The organism is Actinoallomurus sp. NPDC050550, assembly GCF_040655075.1.
In the GTDB taxonomy this organism is placed as follows: domain Bacteria; phylum Actinomycetota; class Actinomycetes; order Streptosporangiales; family Streptosporangiaceae; genus Actinoallomurus.
The window spans coordinates 166,661-180,151 of record NZ_JBFAJC010000019.1 but is presented as its reverse complement, the minus strand read 5'-3'; the positions used below and the strand labels follow the sequence as shown (position 1 = coordinate 180,151).

Here is a 13,491-nt window from a genome sequence, read left to right as displayed (position 1 = left end):
CGGCGTTCGGGTTCGGCATGGCCGGCTTCGGGGCTGCCAAAGAGGCCGGCCAGTACACGGCGGGCCGGTTCGGCCGCGACGGTGGTGGGTCCACCGATGGCGGTGGCGGGTCCACCACCGGTAGCGGTGATGACGGCCAGGTGCCCAGTGGACCCGTCCACAACATCACCACCCTGCCCGAACACCCCACCGGTGGCACCGGCGGCATGCACGGCACCGACCTCGCGTCTGTCGGCAGGCAGGAATCCCCCGGCGGCGGGACGAGCAACCTGCCCGACTCACCGCTCACGGGCGGGCAGGGCAGGCTGATCACCGGCGGCGACACCGGGCACGGCGGCGGTGACGTGGGCGGCACCGGTGGTCCCGACCGCGGGCAGGCTACGCCGGGCCAGCCCGGCCCGGCCGCGCTCCCGGCACGCCCCGGCGAGGCCGGTCCCGCCCGCCCCGGTGAGCCGGCGCGCCCGGGCATCGGCGAGGTGTTGAACCGCGATGGCAAGGCCGGGCCCCGGCCCGACACCACCGGCCATCCCGAGGGAACGACCGGCAACGGCCCCCGGCCGGGCGAGACCGGCCCGGGATCCGGAGAGGGCCCGAGGCCGGGCGAAAACAGCAGCGGCACGAGACCCGATGAGGGTCCCACCGGCACCAGGCCGGACGACCCCACGGCCACCACGGGGCGGACGCCCCACGCGACGCACGACCCGGCCGGCATGGCACGGAACGCGATGGACGAGGCACGGCGGGCGGTCGCGCCGGACGCCCTGCCGCTACGGGACGGCGGCGTGCGGGTGACCGGCGCCGACGGCCGGTCGGTCCACCTGCCGTACGAACGCCTGCGCGAGGCGCAGGACCGGCTCACGGCCCGCGCGGCCGAGGGCGCCACGGGCGAACGCCTGTGTGCCGAAGCGGCCAACTGGCTGGGCGCGGAGGTCGCCCGGGCGACCGGTGGGCACCCCCTCGAAGGCGGGCTGGACGCGCTGCACCAGCTCGCCGAGCATTCCCCGGAGACGCGGCCGGTCGCCACCGAGCTGGCTCACGAAACGCTGTCGGCCCACCCGGAGCGGACGGACCTGGCCGCGACCTGGCCGACCGGCGAGACCAGGCCCGAGCCGAGCCCGGTGATGCGGCCGGGCATGCACGAGCCGGCGACGCAGACGATCGTCCACCAGGCGGAGGAACTGGCCTCCACTCTGTCCACCGCCACCGTGCCCGAGGGCGCCTCCTCGGCGCCGCGTACCGGGCCGGAGGGCAGCGCCCCCGGCGGCGTCCATTCGGCACCGGACGCCGGCGGGAGCACGGTGCCCGCACCGGTCCGGCCGGCGCACCTGAGTCCTCTGTCCATCGAGGAGATCGGGTCGGCGATCGCGGAGCTGAAGCCGTCGCATCTGGGCCGTGGAGTGACCGGCCTGGAGTGGAATCCGGACACGGCGACGCTGCGGGTGCGGACCGAGTCGGGCGCGGTGCACGAGTTCCACATGACCGTCGGCGATATGGACGGAGCGGCGGCGCGGACACAGATCGGCGCGGACGGCCGGACGCACGAGGTGACGTGCGCCCCGTGGATGATGTCGAAAGAGGCGGCGCAGGCCGCCCACCTGTCGCCCGAGCGGGTCGCCGAGGCCGCGGACGAACTGCCGCGGGCGCTGCTGCACCAGACGACGGACACCCTGCAGCGGGTCTCGGCCGCCGAAGCGAGGGCCGAGCAGGGCATCATCCGCCGCTGCCTGAACGCGATCGGTCCGGGACGGCACGGGGACCGGTCGGCGTCGGGCTACAACCAGCATCGGTACCTCGCGGACAAGTGGCTGCACGCTACCGATCCGGTGGAGCAGGCGCACTACGTGCGGGAGATCAACGATCTGGCGGGTGACCTGAAGGCGAAGGGCAGTACTCCTCCGTCGCCGCCGTGGGTCAGCGGAGCCGACGGCGTGCTGCCGGCGGAGCGGCCCGCCGCTCCCACGCCCGAGGCCGCCCGGCTCGCCGAGCTGACCGGCCAGGTCGACAAGATCCACGAAGCGTTGCAGAACGACGTCACGGCGCTGGAAGAACGGGTGGCCGAGCATCGGAGGCTGGCCGACGAGGCCGGCAAGGACGTGCAGTCCGCCTTCGACAAGGCCACCCAGTGCGCGACGGAGCGCGACCACGCCGCGGCCACGCGCGCCACCGACGCGGTGGCCGACGGCCAGGCGGCGCTGGATCGGCAGGTGCGCCACACGAAGATGGCCGACGGGTATGAGAAGGCGCTGACGGAGGCACGGGACGCGAAGATCACCTACGATGCGGCACGCAGCTGCTTGAAACAGCTCGCGGACGGGCCGGACGCCTCCACCGCCCGGGTGACCGCGAACGCCGCCGTGATCCTCGTCAAGGACGGCGCGGAGGCGATGGCGTCGTACGGCCACGCGCTGGATAAGACCGCGCCGCCGGACGCAGCCCTGCCCGGCGCCAAGATCATGGGCCCGCTGGCCCATCGGGACAAGCTCACCGAGACCACCAATGAGGCCGTCGAAGCGGCCGGTTGCACGACCAAGTTCGCGCCCGACGCGCTGGAGAAGACCCTGCGCGCGAGCACCCACGATCTGCTGTCCGAAGGGGGAGTGCTGATTCCCCTGGACAAGCCGGGCGCGTTCGCGCGGATTCGGGCCCAGGTGACCGACCTGGTCGAGGTCACGCCGGCGATGAAGCCGGCCGAGACGATGAGCGGAGGATTCGCGGAGGGCGGCCACGGACACGGGGCGACCGCCGCGCACAACCAGACCACGGCGGTCTCCGTCGACTCGTCGAAGCTGGCCGCGCTGATCCCCGATGGCGTCCACCCGATCCTGGACGGCGCCAAGGGGGTGTTGAAGGTCTTCGGTCCCGGCGTCGAGGTCGACGTCGGCCGGGGCCGGTCGATCAGCGGGAACGGTCTGCAGGACGCGCGACCCGGAGCGGTCGTCGACATCAGGAACGGCGAGCTCCGGGTGCTGGACGGCCGGGTCAAGTACGACGTGTCGGTGATTCCGGGGCATGACGTCCCGGAGACGCCGGCCGCACACGTCACCGAGGGCACCCGCGACGACGCCCCGAGCATGCAGGTGCTGGTGTCCAACAGCTTCACCGGGCGGGACCTGCCGCACAGCGTCCAGCTTCCTCCCGGCGAGGGCACCGGGAAGATGCCCCACCACGCCGCGGTCGAGCTGAACGGCCTGGAGAAGTGGCACGACGACGTCGTCGAGTCCCTCACCGACCAGGAGGTCGAACTCGACCCGGTCACCCGAGAGCAGCTGCGGACCATCCTGACCCAGGAGGCCAAGGAATATCTGCAGCCGATGGTCAACAAGGAGCACGGCGAGCTTCGCATCATCCCCGGCGCGGACCTGGCCCTGCGGATGAAGGCCGAGTTCGATCCGACGAAGTTCGTCGCGCTGCCCTCCAGCAAGGTGGACTTCCTGGAGAAGGTCGACGTCGGTTTCCTGGGCACGTCCGGGAACGAGTCGTTCAACGTGTCCAGGAAGGTCGGGGGCTCGATCCCGCTCCAGATCGACAAGTTGTGGGGCGGCCCCAAGGACCTGATGCCCGGGCCGCATGAGGTCAACGTGGGCCTCAGCGGGAAGCTGAACGGCGACCGCGGCGTCACGCACTCCGAGACGGTGAACGTCGGAGGCACCTCCGTGCCGGTGTCCGTGGAACGCACCGTGGCCGAGACCCAGCCCGAGCTCTTCCAGCGGGGCGGGGTGGTGGTCAAGGCAGAGCTCTACTCGCTGTCGGAGAACCGGTCGCTGGGGAGCGTCTCGGCTGACCTCGGCGGAGTGATCCGGATGTCCGCGAAGGACGCCGCCGAGGCCGGCCTGCCCGTCGACGCCGCGGCGGTCAAGGTCGACCCGTCCGGCGAGATCGTCCGCAACCCCGACGGTTCGGTGGCCACGCCGCATGACCACGGCCCGGTCGCCCCATCGGAGCAGAAGGGCATACCGGTACACGTCGGCAATGGCCCCGGCCAGCTGCGCGGTGCCGGTTTCGCGCTGGTCCGGGACATCACGGGCATCGGCGAAGCCGTGAACAAGGCGATGCCGAAGCTCCAGGAGCTGAACCTCGTGCCGAAACTGGACGGCGACGGGATGCCGAGCGCGCCGAAGCACCCCGACCAGATGGAGTTCCTGCACAAGCTCGCGACGGTCCGGAAGCTGGAGGACTTCCCCGAACGGTTCTTCGACCCGCACTACGACCAGCTCTGCCAGCGGGGCATGAAGTTCGAGCTGGCCGACGGCCACACGCTCACCGTGCGGCTGAACCAGCGCTTTGACGAGTTCACCGACCTCGGCCCGGACACGACCAGGAACCTCGTCGCGCTGAACATCGACTCCCAGTCGTTCAGCTCCAATGCCAGCGATTCGGTGGCCGTCTCCGGCGGCGGTGGCCTGTCCGCCTCGTGGAAGAACTTCGGCGATCACAAAGCCGGCTACGACGCGAACGTCGGTGGCAGCGGCGGAGTGAATCGCGGCCACTCCACCGGCCGGACCGAGTCGGTCATGGTCAACCACGTCGGGCTCAAGGAGCTCAAGCAGCTCCGGCGCTTCGAGGGGCAGCACGAGGCCGTTGTGGAGATCCGGGACCGGAACGGCAAGCTGGTCGACCAGTTCAGTGAGCACGGCAAGGCGGACATCGCGTGGCCTAGCGAGATCCTGCCGGACGCCCAGTCCCGACCGGCCGAGGTGGAGCGTCTCCGCTCGCCGGAGGGCCTGCAGCCGACGCCGGAGAAGCTGGTCGACAAGGCGTATGTCGAGCACGTCGATGCCGGTCGGCTGATCGATGAGATCGACCGGAAGACGGGCGGCAAGCTGCGATCGGCCGACGGGAACGAGGCGTTCCTCAACTCCGCGAGTCTGCGCGGCGTCAAGGTCAAATTGCTGGGGAGCGGATACGAGACCGGCGTCGTCGTCGATCCGCACGGCCTGCGGCCGCGCAGCTACACGATCAAGGTCGAGATGGACGGGCTGGGGCCGTCCAAGGCCATCGATGCACACGACTCGGTGAGCGGAGACATCAACCTGACCGTCGAGGGCACGTCGACCTCCTCGTCGCACACGAAGGGCGGGAACGTCGGCGGCTCGGCCGGCGGCGGCCACCACGGTGCCGACGGGTCGAGCCTGGACGGCGGCGCGGACCTCTCCCGGTCCACGAGCACGACGACCGGACACTCGGAGAACTCCTCTTCAGGGCTTGAGCGGCTGGACATCCAGGTCGGCAAGGACGTCGGCGTCCACACGACGGGACACATGAAGATCACCGTCACCGACGACCTCACCGGCAAGAGCTGGGATGCGTCGGGTGACGTGCCGATGCGGCTGGGGGCGCGCGAGGCGGACGTCCTCCAGATGCACCTGGACGACGAGTTCCACCTTCCGCTGGACCGCATGTCCGACGTCGTCGAACGGCTTCGTAACGGAAACCTCGAACTCGACCCGAACCTCGCCGTCAAGGTGGTCGGCCGGTACGCCGAGGACCTGGCGGCCGCCCATTCCGGGGCCGGGGAGCTGCCGCCGCTGGCCGGGGAGCACACGCCGGCGGTCCTCGGCGACGTGCTTGAGAAGGTCACGGGCGTCGGCCACAACCTGACCGACACGCCGGCGGAGCACCATCTGAACGAGGTGGCCACTCACGCCAGGGATCTGGAGTTGGCGCCGGTGGAAGTGGCGCTGCCCAAGCCCAACGAGAAGGCGATGGGCCTGAGCCTGTACGACGACGTCGTCTTCGACAAACCCGTCCACGAGGCGGTCCTGGAGGCGGTCGAGCAGCGTTCACCCGGGTTGCTGGACCGGGACCCGACGCTGCGGCAGCGGCTGTCCGCCCTGTACGAGGGCGCCCGCTGGGAGGGCCCGAGCGACAACATGTTCGACCCGTGGGGGGCCAGAGACGATCTGCGCGTGCAGGTGGACTCGACCGGCCGTACCGAGGTGCTGCCCATCAGCGTGAAGGCCGAGTGGGACGGCAAGCCGGTGCTGCACGGCAAGGTGCCCGGGAAGGTACCGATCTTCCAGTCGTACGGCTACAAGGGCCACGGCGAGAACATGAACGCCGGCCACACCATCAGCGGTGACGTCAACGCCACGGACGGCGGTGCGGCCGGTGGCTCGACGAGCGGTTCGCTCGGGACCGCCCGCAGCAGGTCGGTCGGCGCGTCCATCGGGCACGAGGAGATCAGGCTGAAGCGGCTGATGTGGACGGACGCCGACAGCCCAGCGGCGAACGCCGCCAAGGAGGCGAACGATCCGGGCAAACGCAGCCTGCTCGACGACAAGAAGGGCATGGCGCTGATCACGCACCCGATCAAGCTCACGGTCACCGTCGACCAGGTGCCTCTGGAGCCGGGACAGGTGAAACCGCCGACCGGGGAACGCCCGGAACCCGTCACGGTCGAGGTGCACGGCACGGTGAGTCGCACACTGCCGGCGCGGATGCTCCGACCCGCCGACGAACCCGCCCCCACGACCGAGCACGTGCCCGACCACCGGCCGCTCGAGATCGGCAACGACTTCGCCGTCGACCACGTGGAGCCCGAAGGGCCGTACCACGCCATGCGCGAAAACTTCGTCGACCTACTCGGCAAGGGATCGCAGTGGGAGGTCGAGCGGCGGCTCCAGCACGACTGGTCGGCGCTGCAGCGGCAGGCCCGGGTCGAGCAGATGATGGGCCAGGACGGCTACCCGATCGACATCAAGGTCGGGCGGCACAATGTGCAGGCCGTCGTGCGGATGGAGCTCTCGGACCCGCAGATCCGCGACATCGGCGGCGCCGAGATCAGCCAGGTCGACCGGCGGGAGTACACCGAGTCCTCCACCGCGTCGCGGAGCCAGCTGCTGCCGCCGAGCCGCAGTGTCGGAGTCGGCGGCGAACTGGGCCTCGGGGTCAAGCAGTCCTCCGGCGCCCAGGCGTCCAGGTCCATCTCGGACAACGGCGGCGCCCGGTACGAGCACAGCGTGTTCGCCACCACCAACGAGGCGCACAGCGGTGAGTTCGCCGGGAAGTACAAGATCGCCTTCTACCGGGACGGCAAGTTCGTGCACGAGGCCGTGGCGCACGGCGCCGTCCATCTGACGGTCGCCGGGCATGAGCTCGAGGCCGCGCAGGCCCGGCAGGAGGCGGTACCGCCGCCCGAGCTCCCGGGCGACGGCGCGCCGGCCGTGGGACCGAGTCGGCGCGACGCCGGCAACGGCCGCTGGGAGCCCGTCCAGTTCGACCCGGCGGATCCGGAGGCGCCGCTACGGGCTGCGCTCATGCGGGCCCGCCTGGACGACACGGAGGTCCGGATCGAGGTGACCGGCGACGGCGACGAGCCACACCGCTACATCGCCGCGCCGGACGGCACGCTGCGCACGGAGGGCGCCACCTGGTCCGACGGAGGATTCGCCCAGGCGTTCGCCCGGCTGCATCCGGCCCTGTCGGTCGTCGCGAGGGACCACGGGATCGACCTGCGCCCGGTGTTCAACCGGTCCACCGAGGGCACCTTCGCCGACCGGGTGCGGGCCGAGCTCACCGCACGGGGTATCCCGATCCCGGCGGAGGCCGACGCAGTGGCATCCGGCTCAGGCGGCCCGGCAAGCCCGGGCCGGGGTGAGGTGACCGGCGAGGGCGGCATCGCGCCGATCACAGGCGGCGCGTGAGCCCGCTGCCGGTCTAGGAGGGAGTACGACGATGCCGTTCGCGGTGGCGCGGACCCGGGACGAGGCGCACCTGTACCTCGACCTGCACCCGTGCGAGGACTGTGGGTCGGTGGACACGGCCTGGGACAGCGCGCTGGTCGACGTCGGCGGCGAACTGGCCAACCGGTACGCCGGCACATGTGCGGGGTGTGGCCGGTCGCGCGAGTACCTGTTCGGCCTGCCCGAGCGGGAGGTCGCGCCGGTCGGCTTCCCGACGTTCGGCGGTCCGGAGCCGTCGCAGGTGGTGGATGCGGGACAATGGCTCTGGGTGGCCGACCTGTCTGCGGAGGGGGCGGCTGCGGAAGACCCGGAGGAGGCGCGAGGGACGCTGGCCGTCGCGATCGCCGCCGTGGAGGAGATCCTCAAGTTCATGGACGCCGGCGCCGAGCGGGTGCCGGAGCGGGCGTTCTGGTCGGAGATCGGGCGGCGTGTCCGCGACCAGGACCCGGCCCGGTTCACCCGCGCCCGGCTGGTCGAACAACGCGAGAATCTTTCCCGGCGAGCGGCCGGCGGCCCCGGTACGGCACGCGATTGAGGAGTGGGCTGAGACGTTGCGATACGCGAGGACCCTGGTCGAGGCGTACCTGTACTTCGACCTTGCGGCGGCCGAGTCCGGTGCGGCCGGCGACGTACGGGCGCGGACGACGCTGACCGAGGGCCAGGACGCCTGGACGCTTCGCTTCGGCGGCGCGGACGACGCAGGCCAGGGCGATGACGCCGACCAGGCCGGTCAAGGTCAGGGCAACCGGATTCTTGACGCCCTTCAGGGCGATGATGCCGACCAGGCCGGTCAAGGTCAGGGCAACCGGATTCTTGACGCCCTCCAGGGCCATGACGCGGCCCGGGACCGGCCGGAACCGATCGAGGTGCGGGTGCGCTACTCCACCGAGGAGGCGGCGCGACGCCGGGGCCTGCGGTTCGGCTCGGACACCTCCGAGCTGATCGACGCCGGTCAGTGGATCCAGCTCAGCACCGTCTACGCGCGGCGGGCGTTGCGGGAGGGCATCGCGTACGCCCAGGACCCGTCGGAAGAACGCCACCGCGACGTGGTGGCCGACTGGGAGTTCGCCCGGGACGCGGCGATAGAGGCCGCGAAGCACCTGCCGGAGGACGCCGACGAGATCCCCGACGAGGCGATTTGGACACCTCTGGGCGCTGAGACCCGCCGCGCGGCCCCGGATCGCTTCACGCGCGACCGGCTGGACCGGGACATCGCGTTCTACCAGCAGAGCCTGGAGGACGCGCGCCGTCAACGCGGCGGAGCCGCCTGACCGTATCGCGTGCCCGACCCACCGGGGTCAGGAGTTGCGCTTGAAGATGTCCTCGAACAGGCCCATGGCCTTGGACATGGCCTCCTTGGGGGACCCGGGCCCGTCCGGACCCCCGGCGCCCCACTCCTCGGCCAGCTTCGCGGGGTCCCCGAACGCCGGCTTCATCAGCTCGTTCGTCTGGTCGGTGAGGTCCTGGAACGCCTTGCCGGCGGCCTCGAGGACGGCCTCGGCGAGGACTTCGGAGCCGAGCTTCATGGCCCGCGGGTCGATCTGCACGCTCCTCAGGGCGCCGCCAGGTGCGACCTCGACGACCACCTTGCCGTCCGCGGCGTCACCTCGTCCGCGTGTCTCGGCGAGTTTCTCCCGCATCTCCGCGAACCGTTCGGCCTGCTCGGTGAGCTGCTTGCGAATGCCTTCCATACCCTTGCTCGCGTCGACGGCTCCCTCGTAGGGCGTCATGCGACTCCTTCCTCTTGGCGCGGCACGGCGTGGTGGATCTCAGGAGTTGTCCGCCTCCAGGTGGGCGGTCTGGATGAGCCGGTGCCCGGTCCGGCGTTCGACGAAGGTGCCGCGGCCCGGCGGCAGCGGACTGGGCCGCACGTCGAACAGCGCGCCTTCGTCCTTGTTGCCGGACATGATGAGCGCGGGCGAGGCCATGTCCTTCAGCCGCTGGATGATCGGGTCGTACAGCGCCCGGCCCGCGCCACCCATGTTGCGCCCGAGGACGACGTGCAGACCGATGTCACGGGCCTGGGGGATCAGATCGGCGAGCGGCTGCAGCGGGTTGCCCGACGGGGTCGCGACGAGTTCGTAGTCGTCGATGACGATGAACAAGTCCGTGCCGGTCCACCAGGAGCGGTTCCGCAGCTGGTCGGGGGTCAGGTCCGCCGGCGGGAGCCTCTTGATCAGCGCGCCGTGCACGTCCTTGATCAACTGCGTCGCGGCCGTTGACGACGCCGCGTAGCCGATGCGGTGCTCGGTCTCCGCTGCGTCCAGGAGAGACCGCCGGAAGTCGAGGAAGACGAGCCGCGCCTCCTGCGGCGAGTAGCGCTCGACGATCGAGTCGGCGATGATCCGCAGCAGGTTCGACTTGCCGGACTCGTTGTCCCCGAACACGACGAAGTGGGGGTCCGCGTCGAAGTCGAGCAGCACCGGACCCAGGTTGTCCTCGTCGATGCCGATCGGCACGCGGCGGCCCGTCTCCTGTGCGCTCGGCAGGGCCGCCGGCGACAGCGACGCGGGCAGCATCCGCACCTGCGGGGCGGTGGGACCCTGCCAGGACCCCGCCACCGTCTCGACCAGTTTCTGCACCCCGTCGGAGAGGTCCTCGGCCGTGGACCGGCCGTCGATCCTGGGCAGCGCGGCGAGGAAGTGCAGGCCCTCCCGGGTGATGCCGCGTCCCGGGCGCCCCTCGGGGACGTTCGCGGCCATCTTCCGGTCGAACTCGGACTCGTACGGGTCACCGAGCCGCAACTCCATCCGCGACCCGAACAGGTCACGGATGTTCATCCGGAACTCCGACCACTTGTTGGTGGCCGCGACGACGTGGATGCCGTAGCCCAGCCCGCGCGCGGCCAGATCGGTGACGGTCGACTCGACCTGCTCGAAGTCCTGGCGGGCGATGAGCCAGTTGTCGACGACGAGGAAGATGTCGCCGAAGCCGTCACCGGGGATCTGGCCGGACGCGCGCATCCGCCGGTAGGTGGCCATGCCGTCGATGCCGCGTTCGGCGAAGTAGCGTTCGCGCTCCTCCAGCAGCCCGGCGACCTCGGCCACCGTCCGGCGTACGCGGTCGCCGTCGAGACGCGTCGCCACGCCGCCCACGTGCGGCAGGCCGGCGAGCGCGGCGAGGGTGCCGCCGCCGAAGTCCAGGCAGTAGAACTGCACCTCCTGCGGAGTGTGCATCAGCGCCAGCGACGTGACGATCGTGCGCAGCACGGTCGACTTGCCGCTCTGCGGCGCGCCGACGACACCGATATGGCCGGCGGCCCCGGACACGTCCAGCCACATCGGGTCGCGGCGCTGGTCGAAGGGGCGGTCGACGATGCCGACCGCCGCGTGCAACCGGCCGCGGCCGTCCCATCCCGCCGTGGTGTAGCCGTACTCGGGCGTCGCCTGCAGGTTGGGCAGCATCTGGTCGAGCGTGGACGACTCGTCCAGCGGGGGCAGCCAGATCTCGTGCGCCGGGGGACCCTGACCGGCCAGGCGCCGGACCACGATGTCGAAGAGGGTGTCCTGGTTCTTCTCGTCCTCCTCAGGCTTGGCCTGCTGGGGATCCTCAATGATCTTCGGACGGATGTAGTCCGGCACGAAGGGCACGATCTGCTGGACCACGCGTGGGCCGGTCTCCTGACGACCGGCGTGGCCGTCCGGGTTGTACGCCCCGGACACGTACGCCGCCTTGAACCGGATCATGGCCTCGGTACCGATCTTCAGGTAACCGTTTCCGGGCGCCTGCGGCAGTTCGTACGCGTCGGGCACGCCCAGCACGACCCGGGACTCCATCGCCGAGAACGTCCGCAGGCCGATGCGGTACGACAGGTGGACGTCCAGGCCGCGGAGCTTGCCCTCCTCCAGACGTTGCGAGGCCAGCAGCAGGTGCACGCCGAGCGACCGGCCGAGGCGGCCGATCATCACGAACAGCTCGGCGAACTCGGGCTTGGCGCTCAGCAGTTCGGAGAACTCGTCGAGGACGACGAACAGCGTCGGCATGGGCGTGAGCTGCGCGCCCTGCTCCCGGGCCTTCTCGTAGTCGCGCAACGAGGCGTAGTTCCCGGCGGCCCGCAGCCACTCCTGGCGCCGCACCATCTCACCGTGCAGCGCGTCGTACATTCGGTCGACCAGGGGGAGCTCGTCCTCCAGGTTGGTGATGATGGCCGAGACGTGCTTCAGACCGTCCATGCCGAGGAACGTCGCGCCGCCCTTGAAGTCGACGAGCACGAAGTTGAGCACCTCGGACGAGTGCGTCATCGCGAGCCCGAGGACGAGCGTGCGCAGGAACTCGGACTTACCGGAACCGGTGGCGCCGATGCACAGGCCGTGCGGGCCGAAGCCGCCCTGCGCGGCCTCCTTGATGTCGAGCTCGACGGGGCGTCCATCGACGTCCACGCCGACGGGCACGCGCAACCGGTTGCGGGGCGCGCGCGACCGCCACGTGACCTGGGGATCGACGCTGTAGGGGTCGTCGACTCCGAGCAGCGACGTCAGGTTCATGCTGCCGGACAGCGCGTCGTACTCCTCGCCCGCGGCCTCGCTGGCCCGCAGCGGCGCGAGCTGACGGGCCAGACCCTCCGCCTGCACGAGGCTGAATTGGTCCGGTTTGCCGATCGCGGTGGGCACGTCCTTGCCCGTACGGTCGCGGTTGAGCATCTGCATCCGGTCGGGCGTGATGTTCAGCCGCAGCATCGTGTTGTCCGAGGTGGGGCTCACCGAGCCCGTGAGGTCGATCACGCAGACGCCATCGATGCCGTCCGCCCCGATCTGGGAGTCGGGAGTGACCATTCCGCCGTCCACGATGACGATGTGGTAGGGCAGGTCGTCCTGGGTCAGGCCGGGGCTGAACCTCGGCCGGTCCTTCACCTCCTGGCCGAGCAGCGACTCCAGCTCCGACAGGCTGCGGGTGATCAGCCGGACCGGGCCGGCCGCGTCGTTCTCGCTCGGGTGCATGGAGTGCGGCAACCACTTGACCCACTCCCAGTGCGACATGCGCTCCGGTGACGCGCACACGCAGATCCGCACGTCGTCGGGCGAGTGGAACGACGCGATCTGGGCGATCATCGCGCGGACGAGGCCGCGGGTGGTCTCCGGCTCTCCCATCGCCTGGATCCGGGCGAACGACGCCAGCGAGACCGCGACCGGCAGCTCGGGAACGGTCGAGTGGGCGCGTACGAACCTCCGCAGCGCACCCGCCGTCATCGGCTCCAGGTCCTCGACCGGCTTCGTCTCGGGCACGATCAGCTGCACGGCGAGCTGCTGCGGACCCGTCCCGACGCGGACGTTGGCGAAGTCCCCGTCCCGCGCGCGGCGTTCCCACAGCCGGGCGCTCATCACGAGGGACCACAGTGAGTCGGGGGCGGGGCTGTTCCACTCGAGCGCCTCACGCTGCTGCTTGGCCGCCCGGCGCACCTTCCGGCGCGTCTGCGCGAGGTAGCGGTAGTAGTCGCGGCGCTCGCCGTTCAGCTTGAACTTGCGGTCACCGGCTCCACGGCCCATCTGGCCCAGCATCATGCCGCCCATGGCGAGGGCCATGCCACCGCTGCTGACCATCGACAACGGATTCGTGACACCGCCGGCCGCGACCATCAGGCCGCTCATCCCCGCCATCGCAGCCATCGGCAGGTACATCATGACGGCCTGGAATCCGCCGCTGGTCACCTCGGGGATCTCGGGCGGGGATTCGAGCAGGATCTCGCCCTTGGGCATGGGCGGAGCGGGCCGCCTTTCCTGACGGCGTACCAAGATCGTACTCAACCGGTGCCTCCGCGGCCGTTACGCTGCTGTGGCCAGATTTTGTTTGCAAGTATTCGGGGTCATCCTAT

At 70.8% G+C, this 13,491-nt stretch carries 5 protein-coding genes; 3 read left to right on the top strand and 2 right to left on the bottom strand.

Features of this window, described 5'->3' with window-relative positions:
* The first annotated feature begins 17 nt into the window (after positions 1-17).
* The 3 genes from AB0I04_RS26165 to AB0I04_RS26155 are packed head-to-tail and all read left to right on the top strand — an operon-like array spanning position 18 to position 8,953.
* Positions 18-7,643: a hypothetical protein gene (locus tag AB0I04_RS26165; RefSeq protein WP_360889453.1), complete on the top strand. Its 7,626-nt coding sequence runs from the start codon at positions 18-20 to the stop codon at positions 7,641-7,643.
* 31 nt (positions 7,644-7,674) lie between these two features.
* On the top strand, positions 7,675-8,217 hold the full coding sequence (locus AB0I04_RS26160) for a hypothetical protein (RefSeq protein WP_360889450.1): 543 nt from the start codon (positions 7,675-7,677) through the stop codon (positions 8,215-8,217).
* Positions 8,218-8,233: 16 nt separating this feature from the next.
* Positions 8,234-8,953, top strand: a complete 720-nt coding sequence (locus AB0I04_RS26155) for a hypothetical protein (protein ID WP_360889447.1) — start codon at positions 8,234-8,236, stop codon at positions 8,951-8,953.
* A 27-nt stretch (positions 8,954-8,980) separates the two neighbouring features.
* Here the strand turns inward: AB0I04_RS26155 and AB0I04_RS26150 are convergent, their stop codons facing one another.
* Positions 8,981-9,412 carry a YbaB/EbfC family nucleoid-associated protein gene (locus AB0I04_RS26150; RefSeq protein ID WP_360889444.1) on the bottom strand — a complete coding sequence of 144 codons (432 nt, stop codon included), beginning with the start codon at positions 9,410-9,412 and terminating at the stop codon, positions 8,981-8,983.
* Between the two features lie 39 nt (positions 9,413-9,451).
* The gene (gene eccCa / locus AB0I04_RS26145) at positions 9,452-13,375 is read right to left on the bottom strand and encodes a type VII secretion protein EccCa (protein WP_360889441.1); all 3,924 of its coding nucleotides are present in this window, start codon (positions 13,373-13,375) and stop codon (positions 9,452-9,454) included.
* Between the last annotated feature and the right edge of the window lie 116 nt (positions 13,376-13,491).

What these genes read in the sequence shown, in the direction of transcription:
- AB0I04_RS26165 (WP_360889453.1), top strand. Translation starts at nt 18, where the DNA reads ATGGCCGGCTTCGGGGCTGCCAAAGAGGCCGGCCAGTACACGGCGGGC.
- AB0I04_RS26160 (WP_360889450.1), top strand. Translation starts at nt 7,675, where the DNA reads ATGCCGTTCGCGGTGGCGCGGACCCGGGACGAGGCGCACCTGTACCTC.
- AB0I04_RS26150 (WP_360889444.1), bottom strand. Translation starts at nt 9,412, where the DNA reads ATGACGCCCTACGAGGGAGCCGTCGACGCGAGCAAGGGTATGGAAGGC.
- eccCa (WP_360889441.1), bottom strand. Translation starts at nt 13,375, where the DNA reads ATGCCCAAGGGCGAGATCCTGCTCGAATCCCCGCCCGAGATCCCCGAG.